Here is a 23,039-nt window from a genome sequence, read left to right as displayed (position 1 = left end):
TCAGGTGGTCAGGTCCGGACGAGATGCACCAGGGTGCTCGCCCAGTCCTCGTGCGGGAGCTGGAGGTCGAGGCCGCGCTCCAGCAGGACCGCGGCACTGTGCACGCGGCCCGTGCGCGGGTCGCGGTAGTGCGCGTCGCGGGGCAGGCCCGCCAGGCGGACCGGCGCGGGCGGGAGGCCGAACCGGGGCTGCGGGAGCCAGCCGAAGACCGCCGTCTCGGAGGCGTCCACGTCGGCGGAGACGTACTGGACGGCGGTGAGACCCTGCAGGTCGCCCGGCGGGCGCAGCCGGTACAGCTCGCCGTGCTGGACCAGCGGGCGCACGGCCTTGTAGTCGGCGATCAGCTGCTCCGCCTCCTTCAACTCCTCCGGCCGCCACCGCGTCAGGTCACCGCCGACGCCCAGCACACCGCTCATCGCGCTGTGGAAGCGGAACCGCAGCGGGACGGTGCGGCCGGTCTGCTGGTTGGGGACGTCCGTCACCCAGGCGGCCATCGTCCGTACCGGATACAGCTGGGTGTAGCCGTGCTGGATGGTCAGCCGGTCCGCGGCGTCGGTGTTGTCGGAGATCCACACCTGGTCCGTGCGCGCCAGCACGGCCGGGTCGACGCGGCCGCCGCCACCGCTGCACGCCTCGACGCGCAGCTGCGGGTGCGCGGCGCGGAGGCGGTCCAGCAGGGCGTGGTAGGCGCGGACGTGCTCGTACCAGAGGCGGTCGCCGCGCCCGCCCGGCTCGTCGGGCCAACCGGCCTCGGTGAAGGGGCGGTTCATGTCCCACTTCAGGTAGTCGACGTCGTTCGCGGCGACGAGCCGGTCCAGCCAGTCGAAGGCCCAGGCGGCCACGTCGGGGCGGGCGAAGTTGAGGACCAGCTGCTGACGCAGCTCGGTGCGGTGGCGGTGGGGGAAGTGCAGGACCCAGTCGGGGTGGGCACGGTAGAGGTCGCTGTCGGGGTTGACCATCTCCGGTTCGACCCACAGGCCGAAGGCCATGCCGAGCCGGTGGACATCGTCCGCCAGCGGCTTCAGGCCGTCGGGGAAGGCGCCGACGTGCGGCGTCCAGTCGCCCAGGCCGGCTCGGTCGTCGCGGCGCGCGCCGAACCAGCCGTCGTCCATGACGAAGAGCTCGACCCCGAGGGAGGCGGCGATCCGTGCGAGCCGCTGCTGGCCTTCCAGGGTGACGTCGAAGAACGTGGCCTCCCAGGAGTTGTACAGGACCGGCCGGGTCTCCTGCGGGTGCGGCAGCACGTGGGCGCGCAGGTGCGCGTGCCAGGCCCGGCTGAGCGCGCCGAATCCGCCGGTGCCGGTGTGAAGGGCGAGGACGGACGGGGTGGTGTGGGTCTCGCCGGGGCGCAGGGTGACCGTGACGGCGTCGTGGCCGGCGCCGGTGTTGACGGAGAGCTGGTTGTCGGCGGTGCGCTGCAGCGTGATCTGCCAGGAGCCGCTCCAGGCGAGGGCCGCGCTCCAGGCCTCGCCGTGGGTCTCGGTCGTGTCGCCCGCGTCGAGGATCACCCAGGGCTGGGCGCGGTGGCTGGTGGTGCCGGTGCGGCTGGTGAGGACGGTCTCGCCGTAGGGCAGTGGGGTGCGGCGCAGTTGGGTCTCTGCGGCCCACTGGCCCACCGCGTGGCTGAGGCGGTAGTCGTCGCGGGGCGGCAGGGGGAGCGTGGCGGAGTCGGCGCGCAGCAGTACGAGTGCGTCGTCGGCGGTGTCGGTGTCGGGCGCGCCGGTGTCGGGCGAGGCGGTGTCGGGCGTGCCGGTGTGGGTGAGTTCGGTCCAGCGCTCGATCACGTCGGTGTCGGGGTGGAGTCGGTAGCCGAGGGTGGTGCGCAGCGGGTAGTGCGGGTCGCGGAAGCGCAGCAGCAGGGTGTGCGGGTCGGGCTGTGCGTGCCCGTCGGCCTGCCAGGTCAGTGCGCGGGTGCCGTCGGCGAACCGGACCCGTAGCGCAGGTGGCCCGAAGCGGTCCGCGCCGTCCACGGCCAGCTCCTCGGAGGCGGCCGTCCGGCCGTCGAAGCTGCTGCGCGGGCCGGTGCCCGCGAGGGGCAGGGAGACGGCGTCGTGCAGGGAGAGCGGCCCGCCCCAGTGGAGGTGCCGCGGCACGCCGTCCTCGTCGACGCGCAGGGCGTAGCTGCCGGCGCGGGTGGAGAGCAGCCAGGTGCCGGACGTCGGGTCGTGGTGGATCGCCGCAGGCATGGAGGATCCTCGCTGTTGGAACCTGTTGAGCTGTGTGTGGTTCTGAGCGTAGGGGTGCGAGGAGGCGAGCAAAAGAGGGGCGTCGGGGCTCGGCTCGAAATTCCAGTCGAGCCCCGACGTCACGTGGCCGGGCTCAGCGCAGGCCGGCGAAGAGGTCGTTCTCGGGCACGGGCGCGCCGGTGGTGTCCCGGACCCGGACGAAGGTCTCCACGCCCATCAGCTCGGTGAACCTCTCCTTGCCCATCTTGAGGAAGAAGATGTTCTCGCCCTGGCTGGCGTGCGCGGCCAGCGCGTCGAACTTCTGGCCGCCGAACTCGCGGGTGTCCACCCAGGTGGTGATCTCCTCGTCCGGGAGCCCGATCTCCGGCACCTCGGGCGTTTCGGGCGTCTCGGCGTCGGCGCCCTCGGAGGCGGCCGGCTCGTCCCAGTCCGAGCCGAGTTCGCGCATGACCTCGCCGAACCGCTGCATCATCGAGCGCGGGGCGGTCGTCCAGTAGACCTTCGGCGTCAGCCCGGACTGCTCCAGGGCCGCCATGGTGATGCGGTTCGCCTGGATGTGGTCGGGGTGGCCGTAGAAGCCATTCTCGTCGTACGTCACGACCACGTCGGGCCGGTAGCGGTGCAGGAGCTCGGCGAGGCGGGCCGCGCCCTCCGTCACGGGCGTCTGCCAGAAGGACTCGGGGGCGTCGTTGGTCGACCAGCCCATCATCCCGGAGTCGGCGTAACCCAGGGTCTCCAGGTGGCTGACGCCCAGGACCTCGCAGCTGGCCTTGAGCTCGTCGAGGCGCATCGCCGCGACGGCCTCCGGGTCGTGCCCCGGGTCGCCCGGCTTGACGCCCCCGGGGCCGTCGCCGCAGCCGCCGTCGGTACAGGTGACGAGGACCGTGCGCATGCCCTCCTGTGCATAGCGTGCGAGGACGCCGCCGGTTCCGGTGGCCTCGTCGTCGGGGTGGGCGTGCACCGCCATCAGGGTCAGGGGGCGGGCATTCATCAAGCAGTCCTCCGGGTAGAACGTTCCTGGTGCGTCGACCAGTGCAACGGTGTCGGGCGGACCCCCTGTTCCCGGCTGCCGGATCGCTGCTGATTCGCGAAGGACGATGGTTCTCGTACGGTGTTCCCGGGCAGGATGGGGCGGAACGCTTGTTCGTCGACAACGGGGGAGTTCGACGTGGCCGGGCCCAGGCTGACCGATGACGATGTGCGGGCTGCCATCCGCAACAGCGAGAACAGGCGACTGGTGGAGCTGACGGAGGAGATGAGGGACCGTCAGCAGTGGATCTACACGATCGAGGCGATCGACTTCATCACCCGGGGCCTGAACGACGCGCTGGAAGCGAAGGAGCGCGAGCAGGGAGCAGACGCGGAGTCGGGGTCGTGAGCACGGCCGCCGCCACGTTCGTCGTGGAGCCTTTCTCACCCGCGAGCGTCGACATGGTGGCCCGGCGCGACCACGCACTGCTGGGCATCTCGCCCTGGAACAGCTACTACCGGCCGCGCCGGATCGAGGAGCTGGTGGCCTGGGCCTGCCGGGAGTTCCGCAGCGTCGACGTCCTGGTGCCCGGCTACGAGGCCGCCTACACGCTGATGGCGGGCGGCATGGAGACCCTGGAGGCGGTCCACCGGGCCCGCAAGGTGGGGCCGCAGCTGCGCAATCCGGCCTACCGTGCGCTGCAGCGGGCCGGCATCGCCGACTGGCGGCAGCGGGTGCACTCCTGGACGGAGCTGGCCAACCGTCCCGCCTACGCCGCGCTGCGGGCGGCGGCCGAGGAGGCCTACGCGCACGACCCCGTCGTGAGGGACGCCTGCCGGGCCGTCGCCAGGACCGCCGTGCGGCACGCCGCGGGCGGCGAGGAGCGCGCCGACGCGCACATGGACCTGGCGGCGCGCTACGCGCTCGCCGAACTGCCGCTGCTGCTGGACACCCCGGCCATCCTCTCCGTCCCCAGCTCGGTGTTCGTCTACCACCGGCGCATCGAGCTCGTGGAGCCCATGGTCGACGGCCGCAGCACCCGTCTCGCCCCCGCCGCAGGACAGGGCTACGCCGTCGTCACCCCGGCCGGGTCCCTGGTGGAGGCGGCATGACCGGCGGGACCGGCACGACCGGAGTGCGGGGCGGACGGACACCCGAGTTACCCCTGCGCTACCCCTTCGAGCCCGGACCCCTCGGCACGCCGCCGACCGTGCTGCAGTGGGCGCGCAAGCACCGGCCCGTCTGCCCGGTGCGCCTGCCGTCGGGACGCTCCGTGTGGATGCTCACCCGGCACGACGACATCGCCCGGGCACTGAGCGACCCGCGGCTCGTCCCCGTCGAACCGGACGGGCACGCGCCGCACCTCACCGACCAGGGCGTGTCGGCCCAGCGTCCCGTCATCGTTCGCCGCACCTCACGACTCCTGGACGCCATGGCGGCGGGCCCGAACCTGATCGATCTGATACCGGCCTACGTCGGCCCGCTGCAGGAGCAGTGGCCCGATGCGGCGGACGCGTCCCCGGTCTCCGCGCTCGCCGTCGGCGCGTTCACGCTGCTGGTCAACCCCCGCGCCGTCCGCGTGTGTCTGGCGGACCCGTCCTTGTGGCCCAAGGCCGTCGCGGAGATCCTGCGCTGCCACCACGCCGGGGTGCTCGGCCGACCCCGCATCGCCACCGAGGACCTCACCCTCCATGGTGTCACCATCCGGCGCGGCGAGGCCGTCTGTGTGCCCGTCCGGTCCGCGGCCGGTCACGACACGGCATACAGGTTCGACCTCCACCGTCACCGCGAGGACCCGACGGCGGCCACGCCCGAGCCGGGAGCGGCGCTGACGCGCCTGCTCGTCGGCGTGGCGTTGGAAGCCCTGTTCACCCGCCTCCCGGGCCTGCTCCTGGCGATCGCGGAACGCGAGGTCCCCTGGGACCTCGACGGCCCGGCCGCCCGGCCGGTCTCGCTCCCCGTGGCATGGCCGACGCCGGGGTGAGGCGTCAGGCCGGGCGGAAGGAGGACGTGTCCGACCCGCTCGCCGGATGCTCGAACACGCTGTGCTTGATCATGAAATGGCGGGTGACGGTGTACTCCAGGATCGCTTCGTGGCTCATGTCCTTGCCGAAGCCGCTGCCCTTGACGCCGCCGTGCGGGGCCTCGGAGGCGATCGGGAGGTGGTCGTTGACCCAGGTCACGCCCACGTCGAGGCGGTGACCGACGCGCAGGGAGCGGCCGACGTCGTTGGTCCAGATCGAGGAGGCGAGACCGTAGCGGCTGTCGTTGGCGAGGCGCACGGCCTCGTCCTCGTCGTCGAAGGGCAGTACGACCAGGACCGGGCCGAAGACCTCGCCCTGGACGATCTCGCTGTCCTGCTGCGCGTCGACGATCAGCGTCGGGTGGTAGAAGGCGCCGGGACCGTCCGGGAGCTCGCCGCCCGCGACCGTGCGGGCACCCGCCTTGCGGGCGCGCTCCACGAAGCCGTGGACGCGGTCGCGCTGTTCGACCGAGACCAGCGGGCCGATGTCGGTGGCGGAGTCGCGCGGGGCGCCGACGCGGATGCCGGCGAGCGTCGCGCGCAGCTGGTCGACCAGGTCGGCGTAGCGGGAGCGGTGGACGTAGACGCGCGTGGCGGCCGTGCAGTCCTGGCCGGTGTTGTAGGTCGCGCCCATCGCGATCGCTCGGGCGGCGGCGGGTATGTCCGCGTCGGCGAAGACCAGGGCGGGGGCCTTGCCGCCCAGTTCGAGGTGGACGCGCTTCACGCTCTGCGCCGCCGCGGTCATGATCGCGCGGCCGGTGCCGGTGGATCCGGTCACCGAGATCATGTCGGTGCCGGGGTCGGTGACCAGCGCGCTGCCGACCTCCGCGCCGCCGGTGACGACGTTGAGCGCGCCCGCCGGCAGGCCCGCCGCCAGGGCCAGCTCGGCCAGTCTCAGCGTCGAACTCGGCGTCGTGGGAGCGGGCTTGAGGACGACGGTGTTGCCCGCCGCCAGTGCGGGGCCCAGCTTCCAGACCGCCATGACGAGCGGGAAGTTCCACGGTGCGATGCTGCCGATCACGCCGATCGGGCGGCGGACCAGCATCGAGGTGTAGCCCTTGCTCAGCACCCCGGCGCCGGTGCCGTCCAGGGAACGGGCGGAGCCGGCGAAGAAGCGGAGGTTGTCGGCCGCGAAAGGCAGTTCGCCGTCGCGGAAGGTGGCCCAGGGCTTGCCGGACTCGCGCACCTCCAGCTCGGTGAGCTCCTCGGCGTGCTCCTCGACCAGGTCGGCGAGCTTCAGCAGCACCCGCGCGCGCTCGCCCGCGGTGTGGTCGGCCCAGCCCGCGGCGGCCGTGCGCGCGGAGGCGACGGCGGCGGCGACCTCGGCCGGGCTGGATTCGGTGATCTCGGCGACCGGTTCGCCGGTGGCCGGGTCCAGCAGGGTGCGCACCGCGCCGCCGCCGGGGCGGGAGGTGCCGTCGATGAGCAGCCCGTCGACGTGCTGACCGTCGGTCATGTCTGTTCCTTCCAGAGCGGTCTGAGGAGAGAGCTCAGCTGCGGGATCCGGTACCGAGGCGCTCGGCCACGAACGAGCGCAGCCAGTCGTTGAGGTCGGGTCCGAGGTCCTCGCGTTCCGAGGCCAGGCGGATCACCGCCTGGAGGTAGGAGAGCCGGTCGCCGGTGTCGTAGCGGCGGCCGCGGAAGACGACGCCGAGCACGCCGCCGCCGCTCGAAGCCGGTACGCGGGAGCCGAGCTCGCGCAGGGCGTCGGTCAGTTGGATCTCGCCGCCGCGACCGGGCGCGGTGCCCTCCAGGACGTCGAAGACCGCCGGGTCGAGCACGTAGCGGCCGATGACCGCGTAGGTGCTGGGCGCCTGGTCCGTTGCCGGCTTCTCGACCAGGTCCGTCACCCGGACCACGTCGGGGTGCCCGGCGTCGGGGAAGGCCTCGAACGCGGCGCAGCCGTAGCGGTGGATCTGCGAGCGTGGCACCTCCGTCAGCGCGACCACGCTGCCGCCGAAGCTCTCGCGCAGGGCCACCATGCGGGAGAGCAGCTCGTCGCGGGCGTCGATCAGGTCGTCGCCGAGCAGCACCGCGAACGGTTCGTCGCCGACGTGCCGGCGCGCGCACAGCACGGCGTGGCCGAGGCCCCTGGGTTCCCCCTGCCGCACGTAGTGCACGTCGGCCAGGTCGGTGCTGCGGCGCACCAGGGCCAGCTTCTCCGCGTCGCCCTTGGCGGCCAGGATCGTCTCCAGCTCGGCGGCCTGGTCGAAGTGGTCCTCCAGGGCGCGCTTGTTCCGGCCGGTCACCAACAGCACGTCGGTCAGGCCGATGGACGCGGCCTCCTCGACGACCAGTTGGATGGCCGGGGTGTCGACCACGGGCAGCATCTCCTTGGGCGTGGCCTTCGTCGCCGGTAGGAAGCGGGTGCCCAGGCCTGCGGCGGGGATGACCGCCTTCGTGACGGGGTGCTGACCCATCGTGTCCCCCCTTCGGGAGCCTCGTCGTCCAGCGGAAGCGTTGCGGGAGTCTTGCATCGGGGTTCAGGCCGGACAAGGCTGCAGAACGTCAAGAGAACAGGCCTTTTCCTTTCGTTCTGAATGCGGATTCAAAGAGCGGAGGCGGATACGGTACGGCGCACTGGAGGCAGGGGTAGTGCAAGTGGCTCGAAACAAGCAGCGGCGCACCGAGCGCAGGGCGGACCTGGTGGACGCCGCGCGCCGCGCCATGCTGGAACACGGCAGCGCCGTGCGGTTGAACCAGGTGGCCGAGGTCGCCGGACTGACGTCCGGTGCCGTTCTCTACCACTATCCGGACCTGCAGGAACTGCTCCTGGAGGCCCACCGGGCGGGTATGGAGCGCTTCTACGACCAGCGCCTGCGGGCCGTCGAGGGTGTCACGGACCCGGTCCGCAAACTGGTCATGACGATCACCAGCGGCCTGCCCGTGGACAGTGAGGACGAGGACGTCCGCCTGCTGTGCGAACTCGGCGGGGCCGCCGGCCGCAACACCGTCTACGCCGCACTGCTCACCGCTCTGTACGACCGTCAGGTCTCCATGTACCAGGTGATCCTGGAGATCGGCGCCGCCCAGGGCGTCTTCTCCCTCAAGGACCCGTCACTGACCATCGGCCGCAACCTGGTCGCCCTCGAGGACGCCTACGGCTACCGCATGATGGCGCGTCACCCCTCCATCGACCACGCCGCCGCGAGCCGGCTGATCCTCGACTACGCCCGCCTCGCCACGGGACACCCGCTGCCCGCCGACTGACCCCCCACGATCAGGAGCGACCCATGACCGTCCGTCCGCTCACCATCCTCTTCATGCCCGAGTCGGCCTACGGTCCGACCAACCAGTGCATCGGCGTCGGCGACATCCTGCGCCGCCGCGGACACCGCGTGGTGTTCGCCGCCGAGGCGTCCTGGCAGGGCAGGCTGACGGCGCTCGGCTTCGAGGAGGACCTCGTCGACCTCGCACCGCCGGCCGAGGAGAGCGACGCGGAGACCCAGCAGGACGCCGGACAGTTCTGGAAGGACTTCATCCGGGAGACCGCGCCGGAGTTCCGCAAGCCCACCGTCGACCAGCTGGCCACCTTCATGCAGCCCACCTGGCAGGCCCTGATCGACGGTGCCCGCTACTGCGAGCCGCAGCTGAAGGCCATCATCGGGCGCACCCGCCCCGACGTGATCATCGAGGACAACGTCATAGCCTTCCCGGCGTTGCTGACCGCGGGCGTGCCGTTCGTGCGGATCGTCTCCTGCAACCCGCTGGAGGTCTCCGGCCCGGACGTGGCACCGCCCTACTCCGGCCTGCCGTGCGACGACCGCAGCGAATGGGGCTCGTTCCGGCACGAGTACGACCGCACCCACCGGGCCATGTGGGAGGAGTTCAACGCCTGGGTCGTCGAGCAGGGCGCGCCGCCGCTGCCCGACCTGGAGTTCATCCACGAGAGCCGGCACGCCAACCTCTACGTCTTCCCCGAGGAGACCGACTACACCGAGGCGCGCCCGCTCGGCCCCACCTGGCACCGGATCGACTCCAGCGTGCGCGAGACCGACGCCGTCTACGAGATCCCGGCCTCCGTCGCCGACCGGCCGGAGGGCAGCGCGCTGATCTATCTCTCCCTCGGCTCGCTCGGCAGCGCCGACGTCGAGCTGATGAAGCGGCTCGTCGACGCGCTCGGCCGGACCTCGCACCGCTACATCGTCAGCAAGGGTCCGCAGCACGCCGAGTACGAGCTCGCGGACAACATGGTCGGCGCCGAGTTCCTGCCGCAGACCACGCTGATCCCGCAGGTGGACGCGGTCATCACCCACGGTGGCAACAACACCACCACCGAGTGCCTGCACTTCGGCAAGCCGATGATCGTGCTCCCGCTCTTCTGGGACCAGCACGACAACGCGCAGCGCATGGACGAGACCGGTTTCGGCGTCCGCCTGCGCACCTACGACTTCACCGACGAGGAGATGGACGCCGCCCTCGCCCACGTGCTGGACCCGAAGGTGCGCGAGCGCGCCGTCAAGGTCGGCGAGGCCGTCCGCGACCGCGACGGACTGCGCCGTGCCGCCGACGTGATCGAGCAGGTCGGGCGGACGCACGTGGAAGCATCGGGCTCGTGACCCCGAACTGGTCCGAGCTGGTCGCGGCCGCGGACCCCGCCCTGGTGCTGCCCTCGGGAGAGCGGCGCGCCGAGGTGGCGGTCCCCGGCCCGCTCCGGCTCGACGCACTCCTCGACCTGGGCGAGGGCCACGCCGTCGGCGTGGTCCGCTCGGCCGACGCCGCCCGGTGGACCGTCCCGCTCGTGCGGGACGGCGCCGGCGGCGTCCGCCGGTCCCGGCCGGGCGACGGCACCGCCGAACACCTGGTGGCCGCCCTGGCCCGCCGGGGCGCGACGCCCGACGCGGCCTTCGTGCTGGAGGCCTTCACCGGTGCCGCCCCGGTGACGGGCGAGCGCGGCATCATCGTCGACCAGACCAACGAGAGCGTCATCGTCGGCGAGTGCGCCGTCGTCAAGTGGGCCGTCCGCCTGCCTGCCGAGGGGGAGCCGGGCAGCCCGGCGGCGCAGCGGATCGCCGCTCTCGCCCGTGGCGGCTTCACGGAGATGCCCCGGCCCTGGGGCCTGCTCACCCTCGCGGAGGGTGCGCAACCGGTACTGCTGGCGAGCGTCGTCGCCTACCTGCCGGGAGCGCTCGACGGCTGGGACTGGGCCGTCGACGACGTCCGCCGCCTCGCCCGGGGCGAGCTGACGATGGATCAAGCTCTGCTTCCGGCCGCACAGCTCGGTACGCTGACCGCCCGCATGCACGCCGCCCTGGCCGCCCGCGGCCGAACTCCCGCCACCGCGGCGGACGTCGCCGCGTGGGGCGTCCGGATGCGGGAGGAGCTCGACGAGGCCGTGGCCTCGGTCCCGGGCGCCGAGGGCGAACGGCTGAAGGCTTGGGCGCCGCGTATCGCGGACGTCTACGCCGAGTTGGACGCGCTGGCCGGGACGCCGCTGATCGACGTGCACGGCGACTTCCACGTCGGACAGATCCTGCGAGCCGACGGGCGGTACGCCGTCGTCGACTTCGATGGCAACCCCGTGCTGCCCGCCGATCAGCGGGCCGCCCGTCAGCCCGCCGCGCTGGACGTCGTCGGCATGACCGCGAGCCTCGACCACGTCGGGCGCGTCGTCGTCTTCCGGACGCCGGACGTCGATCCGGCCCCCGTGCGGGCCTGGATCGCTGCCGCGCAGCGTTCCTTCCTCGACGCCTACCGCACCACGCTGGCGAGGCTGGACGCGGACGACCTGTTCGACGATCGGCTGCTGACGCCCCTCCGCTACGCACAGGAGGTGCGCGAGTACCTCTATGCCGTGCGACATCTTCCCCACTGGGTCTACGTGCCCGACCTCTCCCTGACCGACCTGCTTCCGGAAAGACTGAAGGACTGATCGTGGAGCCTTCGCTGTTCGCGGCCGACCTCGCGTCCAAGCCCGCCCATCTCATGAACCTGGCCGCCCAGTTGGCCGACACCGACCCGTGGAAGTGCCTACCGGACGAGATCCGCCGCGTGGTCCTCGTCGGCATGGGCTCCTCCGCCTACGCCGCCGGTGTCGCCGCGGCCCGTCTCCAGGCACGCGGCCAGGAGGCCGTGAGCGTCCTGGCCTCCAGCAGCCTGCTGCCCGCGGTCCGGGAGGGGGACGTCGTCGTCGCGGTCTCCGCCGGCGGCGGCTCGCGCGAGACGTTGGCCGCCGTCGAGCACTACCGCGACCGCGCGCCGCTGGTGCTGCTGACCAACAAGCCGGAGTCGGCGCTCGCCGCGTCCCTGCCGCTGGTGGTGGACATGCACGCGGGCACCGAGGCCGGAGGCGTGGCCTGCCGCTCCTTCCAGCACACGCTGGTGCACCTGCTCGCCCTGGAACGCCACCTGCTCGGCCTGGACCGCGATCTGACCGAACTGGTCCGGGCCGCCGCCGCGGCCACCCTCGACCTGGCCGGCCGCGCGCCCGAGTGGCTGCCCCAGGTGCGCCGCCTGCTCGACGGCCCGCAGGGCATGCACGTCGCCGCCCCCGCCCACCGGCTCTCCTCCGCGCAGCAGTCGGCGCTGATGCTGCGCGAAGGCCCGCGCCGTCAGGCCTACGCCTGCGAGACCGGCGACTGGTCGCACGTCGACGTCTACCTCACCAGGACCACCGACTACCGGCTGCTGCTCCTGTCAGGCGCACGGTGGGAGGACGAGATGATGGACTGGGTCCGGCAACGCGGGTCCACGGTGGTGGCCGTCGGGGCCGAGGTCCCCGGGGCGGCGTACACCCTGCGCTACCGTGGCGACACGGACGACGACGTCCGCCTGCTCACCGAGACCCTTGTCGCCGAACTGCTGGCCTCGCGCCTCTGGCTCGACCAGGCGTGCGGGCTCGATCAGGAGTGATGGCATGCCGCACGAACGCGCCGGAACACCGGCCCGTCCCGACGACCTCGTCGACGTCGCCCGCCTGGTGACGGCCTACTACGCGCTCCACCCCGACCCGGCGGACCCCGCGCAGCGGGTGGCCTTCGGCACCTCCGGGCACCGCGGCTCGTCCCTGGCCACGGCCTTCAACGAGGACCACATCGCCGCCACCAGCCAGGCCATCTGCGAGTACCGCCACGCGCAGGGCACCGACGGCCCGCTGTTCCTCGGCGCCGACACCCACGCCCTGTCCGAGCCCGCCCGCGTCACCGCCCTGGAGGTGTTCGCGGCGAACGACGTGACCGTGCTGATCGACTCCGCCGACGGGTACACCCCGACCCCGGCCGTGTCGCACGCGATCCTGACGTGGAACCGGGCGCGGACCTCGGGTCTCGCGGACGGAGTGGTGGTCACCCCGTCCCACAACCCGCCCGCCGACGGCGGGTTCAAGTACAACCCGCCCAGCGGTGGGCCGGCCGGCTCCGAGGCCACCGCCTGGATCCAGGACCGCGCAAACCAGATCATCGCGGGCGGGATGACGGACGTCCGACGGATCCCCTACGCGCGGGCCCTGGCCGCCCCCGGCACCGGCCGCCACGACTTCCTCGGCGACTACGTCGCCGACCTGCCGAACGTCCTCGACCTCGACGCGGTCCGCGCGGCCGGGGTGCGCATCGGCGCCGACCCGCTGGGTGGCGCCTCCGTCGCGTACTGGGGCCGCATCGCCGAACAGCACCGGCTCGACCTGACGGTGGTCAACCCGCTCACCGACCCCACCTGGCGCTTCATGACGCTGGACTGGGACGGGAAGATCCGCATGGACTGCTCGTCCCCCTACGCCATGGCCTCGCTGATCGGGCAGCGTGACCGCTACACGATCGCCACCGGCAACGACGCCGACGCCGACCGCCACGGCATCGTCACCCCCGACGCCGGGCTGATGAACCCCAACCACTACCTCGCCGCCGCGATCGACTACCTCTTCCGTCACCGCGCCGACTGGCCGGCCCGGGCCGGTGTCGGCAAGACCCTGGTCTCCTCCGGGATGATCGACCGGGTCGCCGCCGACCTCGGCCGGGAGCTGGTCGAGGTGCCGGTGGGCTTCAAGTGGTTCGTCGACGGGCTCGTCGACGGCTCCCTCGGCTTCGGTGGCGAGGAGTCCGCCGGCGCGTCCTTCCTGCGCCGCGACGGTTCGGTGTGGACGACGGACAAGGACGGCATCCTGCTCGCCCTGCTCGCCTCCGAGATCACCGCGGTCACCGGCGAGACCCCCTCGGAGCGCTATGCGGCCCTGACCGACCGCTTCGGAGCGCCCGCCTACGCCCGCGTCGACGCCCCCGCCACCCGCGAGGAGAAGGCGCTGCTGGCCCGGCTCTCCCCGGCCCAGGTCACCGCCGACACCCTCGCCGACGAGAAGATCACCGCCATCCTCACCGAGGCCCCGGGCAACGGCGCGGCCATCGGCGGCATCAAGGTCACCACCGCCAACTCCTGGTTCGCCGCTCGCCCTTCGGGCACGGAGGACGTCTACAAGATCTATGCCGAGTCCTTCCTCGGCCCCGACCACCTGACCCGGGTCCAGGCCGAGGCGAAGGACGTGGTGACCGCGGCGCTGACGGCGTGACGGCGTGACCTGCGTGAGCCCCCTGTTCCGAGAGAACAGGGGGTGCTGCGCGCGGGGCCCCAGGCGGTCAGGCCCGGCGTGGGGCGGGGCAGTGCCGGGAGGCGATCAGCCGAGCTTCCAGAGTGTCAGCCGGCCGTTCTCGTCGACGGTGGTCCAGGTGCCGTCGCCGCACAGCCGAGGGTCGGCAGGAAGGCGGCCTCGGACCGCTCCGCTGGGCAGTCGACGACGTACGGGACGCTCCATTCGTCGTCCTCGGTCTCTCCGGCGATGGTGATCACCGCGGTGGCGCTGTCGAGGTAGCCCCCGCTCCACGCGACATGTGCGTCGTCGTCCTCTTCGTCACCGATGCTCGCGTCCTCATTGGCTCCTGCCTGGGCGACGAAGCGGTCGACCGCGAAGCGGCACAGCTCGGTGCCGTCCGGGAAGCTGTGGAAGACGGCGTTGTCCGCATCGTGCCCGACGGTCATGAACTCGCGACCGTCGGGGGAGACGTCGATGAGGCAGCGGTCGTCCCAACGGACGTGGGGGGGCCGCTGCCCAGTCCCGTCGACGATCGCGATCGCCTCGTTTCTTTCTCCCGTGACCAGCAGTCCTGCATCATCTGGTACCTCTATCTGCACCACAGCGGCCGGTCCGCCGTCGTCTGCTCCGACCGCGACTTCGCCTGCCGGCCGGAGGTGATGTACGGGCCAGACGGCGAGTTCGTGGTCCCGCGCAGCGACTTGTTCTGGTGCGCGCCGAACGTGGAGGTCTTCGCATACCGGTTCCTGGTCGAGGCGCGGCTCGGGAGCGCGATCCACGACAAGCAGCGCGCGAGCGACCTCGCCCCGGACGCCCTCGCGTACCTGGCGCACTAGGTCGGCCAACTGCGCGCTCGATCCGGAATCAAGTAGATGTCGAGCCGAATCGCCCTGCTTTTCCCCTCTCCGCGACGGCAGGGTCCGTTGTCGGCCGACGGGGTGGACCGGCAGAGGCGCTGACGCCAAGTTCGTTCCGCATCTGCTGTCGCATCACGTTGGTCGCCACCATCACGCTTTGCAGGATGCGTTCTGCTTCGTCGAGGCTGTCGTCCCGGCGGGGAGGCTGGCTTCGGTCCATCCGCATCAGAATCCCGTAAGCGCGCCCCAGTTCCCGATTGACGATCGAACTGGCGTCCAGGACGGCATCGCCAATGATCATCTGGGCTTCTCCGCGGGTGGTGCGGTACTCGCGCCTCGATCGGGCGACTTCTTCCCTGATCTCTGCGGTCACGCTCCTGTCGCGCAGCGCGAAGAAGAGCTCGTTCAGCGCGTCACGGTACTCCCGGGCCCGGACGTTGAGGTTGCTGCACGTAATTCGGAGTTCGTTGTACTGCCGTGCCTCTTGCTCGCGAGAGTGCTGGATCGTGGCGCGCTCTGCTTCGTGCGCCATCTCCCGGGCTTTCGTCTGTTGGCCCAGACGTTGCGTCCACACGGATGACCCAAGGGTTCCGAGGACGCCGACGATGGCAACGATCAGTGACACGGCACCGCTGGACATAGCCCCCCTGTTCTGCAGTGACCAACCTGAACGAGATTAGCCCGGCACTGCGGCGACGCGCAGGTGGGAACGTGGAAGGCGTCTGAGTATCCGTACTCAGGCGATCCGGGGAGCGGGTGGGCCAGGGTGGCGGGCATGATCGTGTTGAACCCTGAGACCCCGACGAGCCGCGGCCGGTTCCGAGTCCCGCGGGCACCGCTCCCGGTGGACGTCGTGGCGAGCTGCGTCCTGCTGGGCGTCGAGGTCCTGCTCTACGTGTGGCTGTGGCTCGGTGGCGGGCTGCAGATCTGGGCCGCGGGTGACGACTCGGCGAGCGTCGACGCGACGCTGCGGACCGAGCTGGCCCGGACGCAGTGGCTGCTCTTCGCCGCCCTCGCTCTCGTGGTGGTGGCCGCGGTGCTGCGGGCGCCGTGGACGTTCGGGTCGCAGCTGCTCGCCGCCGCCGCGCTGACGGTGCTGCTGACCCTCGCCCAGCAGGGCTACGACCGCACGCACCCGACCCCCGCGCCCGCGCCGACCGGCGACCACCAGCCCTGCTACAGCGGTAGCGGTACCTGCAACTGACCCTCCGACGTGGGGAGAGGGGCGTGGCGGCGCGGAAAACCCGGTGCATGCACGGGCACGGGCGGTTCACACTGGCAGCCCCGGCCCGGCCTGCCACCGACAGGCGGCCGGTCATCCCCGTATCCCCCTCCTTGAGGAGAGTTGTGCAGAGTTCCGTCACGGTGTCCCCCTCCCAGGTGCCCGAGCTGCTGCTCGGGCTGGCGACGGTGCGGCCCGTGTTCCTCTGGGGGGCGCCCGGGATCGGCAAGTCGTCGCTGGTGGGCCAGTTCGCCGAGTCGCTCGGCCTGGAGTGCGTCTCGCTGCTCGGCACGCAGCTCGCGCCGGAGGACCTGATCGGTGTCCCGCAGATCACTCCCGAGGGGCGGTCGCGGTTCTGCCCGCCGGAGGCGATCGCCCGCGACGAGCCCTACTGCCTCTTCCTGGACGAGCTCAACGCGGCCACGCCGGACGTGCAGAAGGCGTTCTACTCGCTGATCCTGGACCGCCGGATCGGCTCCTACGAGCTGCCGCCCGGCAGCATCGTCATCGGCGCGGGCAACCGGTCCACCGACGGCGCGCTGGCGCGCCCCATGCCGTCCGCGCTGCTGAACCGCCTGGTCCACGTCCATCTGCGGGCGAGCGCCGACGACTGGCTCACCTGGGCCGGGGGCGCGGGGATCCACCCGTGGATCACCGACCACCTCACCGACCGCCCCGACCACCTGTGGTCCGCCCCGCCCAAGACGGAGGAGCCCTTCTCCACCCCGCGTGCCTGGCACATGCTCTCGGACACGCTGCACTCCTTCGGCCCCACCCTGGACGAGCCCACCCTGAAGGTGCTCGCCCACGGCCTGCTGACGCCCGCGCACGCGGTCGCCTTCTGCGGCTACGCCAAGATCGTGCGTAACTCCTACGGGCTGGACGCGATCCTCAAGGGCGACGCCTCCTGGCCGAACCGCGTCGAGGACCGCGACCTGCTCTACTACCTCGCCGACGCCTTCCGCGGACGCCTGGTCAAGGAGCTGCCGGCCAGCAAGGAGCACGCCTCGGCGGCCGTGCGGCAGACCGGCTACCGGGCCAAGTCGCTGCTGGTGCAGCTGGCGGAGATCTCCGTCGAGGTCGCGCAGACCGTCATCGCCGACGGGCCCGACGGCAACCCGGTGCTGCCCTCGTGGTTCCTGATCGAGGCCGCGCGCGACATGCCGCGCCTGGTCGAGGCCCGCCGGTGAGCGGGCGCCGCCGGACCGGCCGCGCACCGGCGGGCGGCAGCGACACCCCGGCGGACCCGGCCGTCGCGGCGTTCGGCGCCGGGTTGGCGCTGGTGCGCCGCAACACGGCGCTGGACGCCGTCCCGGCCACGGTCTGCGGGGCCGCCGAGGACGTCTGCCCCCACCACCCCGCGCACGGCTGGGTCGTGGTCACCTCCAACGGCGTGCTGCACCACAACCGTCGGCGCCGCGCGGAGCCGGAGGAGTGGGCCTGGGCGCTCGCGCACGCGCTGTTGCATCTCGGCTTCGGCCACGTCCCGGCCGCGCGCGGGCGGCGGGAGCAGCCGGACCGGGCGGAGCTGGCCGCCCGCTGCACGGTGGTCAACCGCTTCCTGTCCGGCTTCGGCGTGGGCCGGGCGCCGGACACGCTGCCCGCCGTCCATCCGGGCGACGACGAGGAGCGGCTCGCGACCCGCTGGCGCCGCGACGGCGTCCCGGCCGAGTACGCCGACTGCGGCGTCGCCGGGGGCGAGCCGGACCAGGTGCTGGAGACCTGGGCGGCCTGGCAGCAGCCGCCCGAGGACTGGACCCTCGCGTTCGCGCACGCGCTCACCCGCACCGTCTCCGCCGCCATGGACCTGGCGGCCGGCCGCCGTGAGGAGCTGGGCGGGCCGCGCCTGCCGCAGCGGCCCTGGGAGCGGGCACTCGGCTGGTTCGTCTCCTCCTACCCGCTGCTGGGCGGGATCGCCGCCGGGCTGACGCTCGTCGCCGACGCCGAACTGGCCCGCGCGCACGGCATCGCCATCGCGGCCGTCAACGCCGAGGCGGGCGAGATCTACGTCAACCCGCTGCGCCGGCACAGCGACGAGGAGTGGCGCTTCATCCTCGCCCACGAGATGCTGCACGCCGCCCTGCGGCACGGCGAGCGCACCGGGGGACGTGACCCCTACCTGTTCAACGTCGCTGCCGACTACGTCATCAACGGCTGGCTGCTGGAGATGGGCGTCGGCGAGATGCCCGAAGGGCTGCTCCACGACCCGGAGCTGAAGGGCCTGTCGACGGAGGAGGTCTACGACCGGATCGCCCGCGACCAGCGGCGGCTGCGCCGTCTGGCCACGCTGCGCGGCAAGGGCCTCGGCGACGTGCTCGGCGAACCGCTGTCGCGCGGTGGTCGTGACGGGCGCGGCGGCACGTTCGTCGACCTCGACGAGTTCTACCGGCGTGGCCTGCAGCAGGGGTTCGAGCTCCACCAGCGCGAACGCGGGTTGCTGCCGGCCGGGTTGGTCGAGGAGATCCGCGCGCTCGCGCAGCCGCCGCTGCCCTGGGACGCACGACTGGCTCGCTGGTTCGACGAGTTCGTCCCGCGCCCGGAGCCGGTGCGTTCCTACGCGCGCCCGGCCCGCCGCCAGGCCTCGACGCCCGACATCCCGCGCGCGGGCCGGTACTTCCCGCCCGAGGAGGTGGCCCGCTGCACCTTCGGGGTGCTGCTGGACACCTCCGGCTCGATGAGCCGCACCCTGCTCGGCAAGGCGCTCGGCGCGATCGCCTCCTACGCCGCCTCGCGCGACGTCCCGGCGGCCCGCGTCGTCTTCTGCGACGCGGCGCCGTTCGACGCGGGCTACCTGCCCGTCGCCGAGATCGCGGCCCGGGTCCGCGTCCACGGCCGCGGCGGCACGGTGCTGCAGCCGGGAGTGGACCTGCTGGGTCGCGCCCCCGACTTCCCGCCCGCCGCGCCGCTGCTGATCATCACCGACGGCGAGTGCGACGTGCTGCGGGTGCGCGGCCGTGAGCACGCCTACCTCGTCCCGCGCGGCGCGACGCTGCCCTTCACCCCGCGTGGCCCTGTCTTCCACCTGGCGTGAGTCCGGGTGCGGGCGGACCGTGCGGCTCTGGACGGCCCGCCCCCGTCCGTGTCACCGTGGCGCCCTTCGAGGCGCGGAGCGACAGGGGGGAGCGGGACATGTGCGCGTGGGTGGCCGGGCCGTTGCGGGTGGTGCGGCTGTGGGCGGGCCGCGTCCGGGCCCGGGCCCAGCGGCTGGGCCGCGGATGGGGGCGGGCGCTGCGGATCCCCCTCGGCGTGGTCGCGTTCACGGTCCTGGTCGACGAGGGTCGGACCGATCTGCGGCTCGCCGCCGCGGCGGTGCTCTGCGCCACCCTCACCTGGCCGGTCTGGCGCGCGCCGCACCACGGCGAGCCGGAGCCGCTGCGGCTGCGCAGCAGACAGCGGCGGATCGCGTGGCGGGCCACGTGCGTGCTGCTGTTCGCCGCCGTCGCGGTGCGGCTGGAGGTGGGCCCGGGGGCTGCGGCCTCGGCACTCGCTCTGGGCTGCGTCGTCCCCCCGTTGGTCGACCCGCTGGTGTGGCGCGCCTGGCCGGCCTCGATCCGCTCGGCGGCCCGGCGGGCCCGGGGCGGGCAGCGGTACCTGGAGGTGGCCATCGGGCCGGGGCGGCTCTGGCCGCAGCGCCGCCGGTCGGACCGGGCGGCGGCCGGGGCGGTGGCCGCGCGCCCGGCCGCCCTGCCCACGGCCCGGCCGACCGCACAGCCGAACTGGCGTCCGGCGGGCACCCGGCGGCCACGCCGCCGTCCGGGCGCCGCGCCCGCACCCTTCCTGCCGCCCGGCGCGCCGGTCACGGCCACCGTGGCGGCGTTGGGCGGCTTCGACCCCGATGCGGGAGCCGCGGGTCGACCCTCCCCGCTGCCCGGCCACACGGCGCGTCGCCGCAAGGGACCGGCCCCGGACCAGGTGGACTGCCGCAGTCACCAGCGGCTGCTGCGCTGGACGCCCGAGCACCGGGAACTGAAGCTCCACCACCCCGCAGGTCAGCTGGTGCTGCCCGTCGTGGGCGCACCCGCACCGGACGGCGGGGTGCGGGCCGCGCTCGCCCGGCATCCCGTCGCGGAGCTGGTCCTGTACGAGGAGTTCCGGGCGGACACGCCGACCTGGCGGCGGACCTGGCTGGCCCTGCTGGACGCGGAAGGCTACCGCGTCCTGGAACTGCCGGGCTGGGGAAGCGACTGGGCGGCCGTCGGGCGGCTCGCGGACGAGGCCGGGCTCGCGTTCGCCCGGTACCTGCTTCCGGGCCTGGCGCGAGAGGGGCTGGACCTCCGCGGCCCGGTCAGCCGGACCCTCTTCCCCTGGCGCCCGCTCGCCTGGCTGGCCACCCGGCGCTTTCGCAGCGCCGCCCTGCTGGACAAGGAGCAGCGGGCCTCGCGAGGCTGGTGACGCGTGGCCACCCACCTGGTGGCGGGTGGGTGAACAGCCGGCCGCGGGGCGGTCGAGGGGCGGACGCGTCTGTTGGAGCGGGTAGTGGGCCGGGTAGTGTGCGCGCCCGTGAACGAGCTCATACGCCCGCGCCTGTCCCGCCGGGCGCTGCTGACCCTGGGCGGACTCAGCCTGCTGACCGGCTGTTCCTCGCCCGCCGCGGCCCGGACCGCGGGCGGCCGTCCGTCCGCGGGCGCGGGCTCGGCCTCGCCGTCGGCTGCTGCCTCGACGGGCGCGTCCGCCGGTCCGTCCCCCTCGCCCGTTCCGGGCACCGGGACGGGCCTCGGCACCACGGTGGCGAGCCCCTCACCCGGCGCGAGCGGGAGCGGTGACGGTGAGCCGGTCTTCTACGTCCACCAGGGTCCGCACGCGATCGCGCTGACCATCGACGACGGTCCGGACCCGCGCTACACCCCGCAGGTGCTGGCGCTGCTGGAGCGGTACGACATCACCGCCACCTTCTGCCAGCTGGGACAGCAGGTGAGCCGATTCCCCACTCTGGTGGGCGAGGTCTCCGCGCGCGGGCACCTGCTCGCCAACCACACCTGGACGCACGCCGACCTCACGCGCGCCACCGCACCCGCGATCAGGGACGAACTGACCCGTACCAGCGAGGCGTTGGAGGAGGTCACCGGAGTGGAACCGACGTTCTTCCGGGCCCCGTACGGCGCGTGGTCGCGTCAGGTCCTGGACGAGTGCCGGCGGCAGAACCTCACGCCGCTCGCCTGGTCGGTCGACCCGCGTGACTGGTCGCGGCCCGGAGCCGGCCACATCACCGACACGATCCTGCGCACCACCCGTCCCGGCTCGATCATCCTGGAGCACGACGGCGGCGGTGACCGGTCCCAGACGGTAGCGGCGTTGCGCATCGTGCTGCCGCGCCTGTTGGACGAGGGGTACACGTTCGTCACCCCATGACGTTGGTATCGCCGTGATCTGACGCAGCATCAGCTCAGCTCGCCCAGGCCGTTGCCTTGTCGCCAAATCTGATGGATAGTCAGATGTTCTTGTGGCGCGCGCAGCGCGACTCCGTCACAGCCTGGAGGGCCCACCGTGGAATTCGGCATCTTCGTCAACGGGTTCATCCCCGGCCCGGCCGCGCACGACCGGGCCTCGGAGCATCTCGCGCTCCGCCGCGAGATGGAGATCGCCATCAAGGCGGACAAGCACAACTGGAAGTTCGTCTGGTTCGGCGAGCACCACTCGCTCACCGAGTACAGCCACATGTCCGCCCCCGAGGTCGTGATGGGCTACGTCGCGGCCCGCACCGAGCGGATCCACCTCGGCACCGGCATCAACTCGCTCTCGCCGCGCAAGGAGCACCCGGTCCGGTTCGCCGAGCGCGCGGCGATGCTGGACCACATCACCGAGGGTCGGTTCGAGTGGGGAACCGGCCGCGGCGCCGGCTCGCACGAGCTGAAGTCCTTCAACATCATGGACACCGACTCCACCAAGCCGGAGTGGGACGAGGTCTCCCGCGAGATCGTGCGGATGTGGGAGCAGCACGACTACTCGTTCCAGGGACAGCACTTCACCGTGCCGACCCCGCACAACATCCTGCCCAAGCCCTACGGCCACTCCCACCCGCCGATCTGGATGGCCTGCGGGAACCCGCCCTCCTTCGCCAAGGCGGGCTCGCTCGGGATCGGCGCCATCGCCTTCAACTTCGAGCCGATCTACAACCTCAAGGGCAGGATCGAGGCCTACAAGGAGGCGGCCGAGAACCCCGTGGAGATCCTCGGCGACTACCAGAACAACAACGTGATGATGACCAACGCCGTGGTCTGCCTCAACGACCGCAAGCGGGCCCGCGAGATCGCCCTCTCGGCGGGCAACGCCTACATCGTGACGCTGGTCAACCTCTACCACGACACCATGCCGAAGTCGGCCGACGGCATCACCTGGCCGGAGCCCCCGATCAACCTCGGCGCCTTCGGCGGCGAGGAGCTGCTCGACGAGCTGATCGCCGGCGGCTACCTGCTGTGCGGCACGCCCGACGAGGTCTGCGAGCAGGTCGAGGCCTACCAGCGGGTCGGCTGCGACCAGTTGGTCTTCGGCCTGGCGGGCGGCATGACCTTCGAGGAGCACCTGGAGATGGTGGAGCTCTTCGGCGACCGGGTGATCCCGGAGTTCGACCGGAACCCGGAGATCTCCACCGAGGTCTACCGCCGCGGCGCGGGCGCCCCCAAGTACCCGCCGTTCAACGGCCCGGTGGACCCCGACCTCAAGCACAGCGTGCTGCCGCTCAGCGCGATCCTGCCGGTCCAGGACTGAGCGGGACGGCGCAGGGACGAGGCGTGTGCCAGGATCGACGGGTGGCCGGTCCCGTCGATCCACAGCCCGTCGATCCGCAGCCCGTCGATCCGAGTCTCGCGACTCCGGCGGGCGACGCCGCCGCGCACCTCGACCGGCTGCGCCGGATGCGGCTGGCCAAGGACGCGATGGACCGCGACTGGGCCGGGCCGCTCGACCTCGACGCCGTCGCCCGCGAGGCCGGGTACTCGCGCTACCACTTCATCCGGCTCTTCCGGGCCGCCTACGGGCAGACCCCGGGGCAGTACCTCAGCCGCCGCAGGATCGAGCGCGCCGAGGACCTGCTGCGGACCGCCGACCTGTCCGTCACCGAGATCTGCACGCTGGTCGGCTTCAGCAGCCTCGGCACCTTCTCGTCGAGCTTCCGGAGGCACACCGGCCTCGCTCCGAGCGAGTACCGCGCCCGGCACGTCGGGCGCGGCAGCGCCCTCGTGCCCGGCTGCTACGCCTTGCTCTGGCACGGCGGTTTCACGGCGTTCCGCAATTCCGGAGAAGCCGACTGAGCCCGGCCGTCCCTAC

22 protein-coding genes are annotated in these 23,039 nt (G+C 72.6%); 16 read left to right on the top strand and 6 right to left on the bottom strand.

Annotated elements, in window-relative coordinates:
* Positions 1-8: 8 nt before the first annotated feature.
* A complete protein-coding gene (locus BMY61_RS25580) occupies positions 9-2,186 on the bottom strand; it encodes an alpha-galactosidase (protein WP_042454872.1) in 2,178 nt (725 codons plus the stop codon).
* 133 nt (positions 2,187-2,319) lie between these two features.
* Positions 2,320-3,177, bottom strand: coding sequence for a PIG-L family deacetylase (locus tag BMY61_RS25575; RefSeq protein ID WP_042454870.1), 858 nt, complete (start codon positions 3,175-3,177; stop codon positions 2,320-2,322).
* Between the two features lie 177 nt (positions 3,178-3,354).
* Here BMY61_RS25575 and BMY61_RS25570 point away from each other — a divergent pair, with 177 nt between their 5' ends.
* The 3 genes from BMY61_RS25570 to BMY61_RS25560 are packed head-to-tail and all read left to right on the top strand — an operon-like array spanning position 3,355 to position 5,140.
* A complete protein-coding gene (locus BMY61_RS25570) occupies positions 3,355-3,564 on the top strand; it encodes a hypothetical protein (RefSeq protein ID WP_143094517.1) in 210 nt (69 codons plus the stop codon).
* Positions 3,561-4,268, top strand: a complete 708-nt coding sequence (locus tag BMY61_RS25565) for a tRNA-dependent cyclodipeptide synthase (protein WP_042454865.1) — start codon at positions 3,561-3,563, stop codon at positions 4,266-4,268. Before BMY61_RS25570 ends, BMY61_RS25565 begins: the two co-directional genes overlap by 4 nt.
* The gene (locus tag BMY61_RS25560) at positions 4,265-5,140 is read left to right on the top strand and encodes a cytochrome P450 family protein (protein ID WP_052439180.1); all 876 of its coding nucleotides are present in this window, start codon (positions 4,265-4,267) and stop codon (positions 5,138-5,140) included. Before BMY61_RS25565 ends, BMY61_RS25560 begins: the two co-directional genes overlap by 4 nt.
* Before the next feature lie 4 nt (positions 5,141-5,144).
* Here BMY61_RS25560 and BMY61_RS25555 read toward each other — a convergent pair whose 3' ends face one another.
* Both BMY61_RS25555 and BMY61_RS25550 read right to left on the bottom strand, forming a co-directional pair.
* A complete protein-coding gene (locus BMY61_RS25555) occupies positions 5,145-6,635 on the bottom strand; it encodes an aminobutyraldehyde dehydrogenase (protein WP_042454864.1) in 1,491 nt (496 codons plus the stop codon).
* 34 nt (positions 6,636-6,669) lie between these two features.
* Positions 6,670-7,599 (bottom strand): UTP--glucose-1-phosphate uridylyltransferase, encoded by a 930-nt coding sequence (locus BMY61_RS25550; RefSeq protein ID WP_042454863.1) that lies wholly within the window; start codon positions 7,597-7,599, stop codon positions 6,670-6,672.
* 181 nt (positions 7,600-7,780) lie between these two features.
* Here BMY61_RS25550 and BMY61_RS25545 point away from each other — a divergent pair, with 181 nt between their 5' ends.
* Genes BMY61_RS25545 through pgm form a run of 5 tightly spaced genes read left to right on the top strand, consistent with a single transcriptional unit; the run spans position 7,781 to position 13,676 of the window.
* Positions 7,781-8,389 (top strand): TetR/AcrR family transcriptional regulator, encoded by a 609-nt coding sequence (locus BMY61_RS25545; protein ID WP_042454861.1) that lies wholly within the window; start codon positions 7,781-7,783, stop codon positions 8,387-8,389.
* A gap of 23 nt (positions 8,390-8,412) precedes the next feature.
* Entirely contained in the window at positions 8,413-9,738 is a 1,326-nt protein-coding gene (locus BMY61_RS25540) for a glycosyltransferase (protein ID WP_042454860.1), read from the top strand.
* Positions 9,735-11,051 (top strand): hypothetical protein, encoded by a 1,317-nt coding sequence (locus tag BMY61_RS25535; protein WP_052439179.1) that lies wholly within the window; start codon positions 9,735-9,737, stop codon positions 11,049-11,051. The genes BMY61_RS25540 and BMY61_RS25535 overlap by 4 nt, the downstream gene beginning before the upstream one ends.
* Positions 11,052-11,053: 2 nt before the next feature.
* Positions 11,054-12,031 (top strand): SIS domain-containing protein, encoded by a 978-nt coding sequence (locus BMY61_RS25530; RefSeq protein ID WP_042454858.1) that lies wholly within the window; start codon positions 11,054-11,056, stop codon positions 12,029-12,031.
* 4 nt (positions 12,032-12,035) lie between these two features.
* Positions 12,036-13,676, top strand: coding sequence for a phosphoglucomutase (alpha-D-glucose-1,6-bisphosphate-dependent) (pgm, locus tag BMY61_RS25525; RefSeq protein ID WP_042454856.1), 1,641 nt, complete (start codon positions 12,036-12,038; stop codon positions 13,674-13,676).
* Between the two features lie 125 nt (positions 13,677-13,801).
* Here pgm and BMY61_RS25520 read toward each other — a convergent pair whose 3' ends face one another.
* Positions 13,802-14,143 (bottom strand): hypothetical protein, encoded by a 342-nt coding sequence (locus tag BMY61_RS25520; RefSeq protein WP_052439178.1) that lies wholly within the window; start codon positions 14,141-14,143, stop codon positions 13,802-13,804.
* Between the two features lie 54 nt (positions 14,144-14,197).
* Here BMY61_RS25520 and BMY61_RS25515 point away from each other — a divergent pair, with 54 nt between their 5' ends.
* Positions 14,198-14,533 (top strand): hypothetical protein, encoded by a 336-nt coding sequence (locus BMY61_RS25515; protein ID WP_052439177.1) that lies wholly within the window; start codon positions 14,198-14,200, stop codon positions 14,531-14,533.
* Positions 14,534-14,561: 28 nt separating this feature from the next.
* Here BMY61_RS25515 and BMY61_RS25510 read toward each other — a convergent pair whose 3' ends face one another.
* The gene (locus BMY61_RS25510; RefSeq protein ID WP_143094516.1) at positions 14,562-15,179 is read right to left on the bottom strand and encodes a hypothetical protein; all 618 of its coding nucleotides are present in this window, start codon (positions 15,177-15,179) and stop codon (positions 14,562-14,564) included.
* 150 nt (positions 15,180-15,329) lie between these two features.
* Between BMY61_RS25510 and BMY61_RS25505 the strand changes: the two genes are divergently transcribed.
* The 7 genes from BMY61_RS25505 to BMY61_RS25475 all read left to right on the top strand — a co-directional run bounded on the left by BMY61_RS25505 (position 15,330) and on the right by BMY61_RS25475 (position 23,023).
* On the top strand, positions 15,330-15,758 hold the full coding sequence (locus BMY61_RS25505; RefSeq protein WP_042454991.1) for a DUF6234 family protein: 429 nt from the start codon (positions 15,330-15,332) through the stop codon (positions 15,756-15,758).
* 143 nt (positions 15,759-15,901) lie between these two features.
* Entirely contained in the window at positions 15,902-16,966 is a 1,065-nt protein-coding gene (locus BMY61_RS25500; RefSeq protein WP_042454852.1) for an ATP-binding protein, read from the top strand.
* Positions 16,963-18,807, top strand: a complete 1,845-nt coding sequence (locus tag BMY61_RS25495) for a vWA domain-containing protein (RefSeq protein ID WP_042454850.1) — start codon at positions 16,963-16,965, stop codon at positions 18,805-18,807. Before BMY61_RS25500 ends, BMY61_RS25495 begins: the two co-directional genes overlap by 4 nt.
* 98 nt (positions 18,808-18,905) lie before the next feature.
* On the top strand, positions 18,906-20,168 hold the full coding sequence (locus BMY61_RS25490; protein ID WP_075004064.1) for a hypothetical protein: 1,263 nt from the start codon (positions 18,906-18,908) through the stop codon (positions 20,166-20,168).
* A gap of 108 nt (positions 20,169-20,276) precedes the next feature.
* A complete protein-coding gene (locus BMY61_RS25485; RefSeq protein ID WP_052439198.1) occupies positions 20,277-21,125 on the top strand; it encodes a polysaccharide deacetylase family protein in 849 nt (282 codons plus the stop codon).
* A 135-nt stretch (positions 21,126-21,260) separates the two neighbouring features.
* Positions 21,261-22,481, top strand: a complete 1,221-nt coding sequence (locus BMY61_RS25480) for an LLM class flavin-dependent oxidoreductase (protein WP_052439199.1) — start codon at positions 21,261-21,263, stop codon at positions 22,479-22,481.
* A 146-nt stretch (positions 22,482-22,627) separates the two neighbouring features.
* The gene (locus BMY61_RS25475; RefSeq protein ID WP_042455217.1) at positions 22,628-23,023 is read left to right on the top strand and encodes a helix-turn-helix domain-containing protein; all 396 of its coding nucleotides are present in this window, start codon (positions 22,628-22,630) and stop codon (positions 23,021-23,023) included.
* Positions 23,024-23,039: the final 16 nt, after the last annotated feature.

It is taken from the genome of Streptacidiphilus jiangxiensis (genome assembly GCF_900109465.1).
Taxonomy (GTDB): domain Bacteria; phylum Actinomycetota; class Actinomycetes; order Streptomycetales; family Streptomycetaceae; genus Streptacidiphilus; species Streptacidiphilus jiangxiensis.
Note: the sequence above shows the minus strand (reverse complement) of the source record. Positions and strands in the feature narration are given on the sequence as shown.

Coding starts and splice junctions, on each gene's coding strand:
- BMY61_RS25580 (WP_042454872.1), bottom strand. CDS start 2,186: ATGCCTGCGGCGATCCACCACGACCCGACGTCCGGCACCTGGCTGCTC.
- BMY61_RS25575 (WP_042454870.1), bottom strand. CDS start 3,177: ATGAATGCCCGCCCCCTGACCCTGATGGCGGTGCACGCCCACCCCGAC.
- BMY61_RS25560 (WP_052439180.1), top strand. CDS start 4,265: ATGACCGGCGGGACCGGCACGACCGGAGTGCGGGGCGGACGGACACCC.
- BMY61_RS25555 (WP_042454864.1), bottom strand. CDS start 6,635: ATGACCGACGGTCAGCACGTCGACGGGCTGCTCATCGACGGCACCTCC.
- BMY61_RS25550 (WP_042454863.1), bottom strand. CDS start 7,599: ATGGGTCAGCACCCCGTCACGAAGGCGGTCATCCCCGCCGCAGGCCTG.
- BMY61_RS25540 (WP_042454860.1), top strand. CDS start 8,413: ATGACCGTCCGTCCGCTCACCATCCTCTTCATGCCCGAGTCGGCCTAC.
- pgm (WP_042454856.1), top strand. CDS start 12,036: ATGCCGCACGAACGCGCCGGAACACCGGCCCGTCCCGACGACCTCGTC.
- BMY61_RS25520 (WP_052439178.1), bottom strand. CDS start 14,143: ATGACCGTCGGGCACGATGCGGACAACGCCGTCTTCCACAGCTTCCCG.
- BMY61_RS25505 (WP_042454991.1), top strand. CDS start 15,330: ATGATCGTGTTGAACCCTGAGACCCCGACGAGCCGCGGCCGGTTCCGA.
- BMY61_RS25490 (WP_075004064.1), top strand. CDS start 18,906: ATGTGCGCGTGGGTGGCCGGGCCGTTGCGGGTGGTGCGGCTGTGGGCG.
- BMY61_RS25475 (WP_042455217.1), top strand. CDS start 22,628: ATGCGGCTGGCCAAGGACGCGATGGACCGCGACTGGGCCGGGCCGCTC.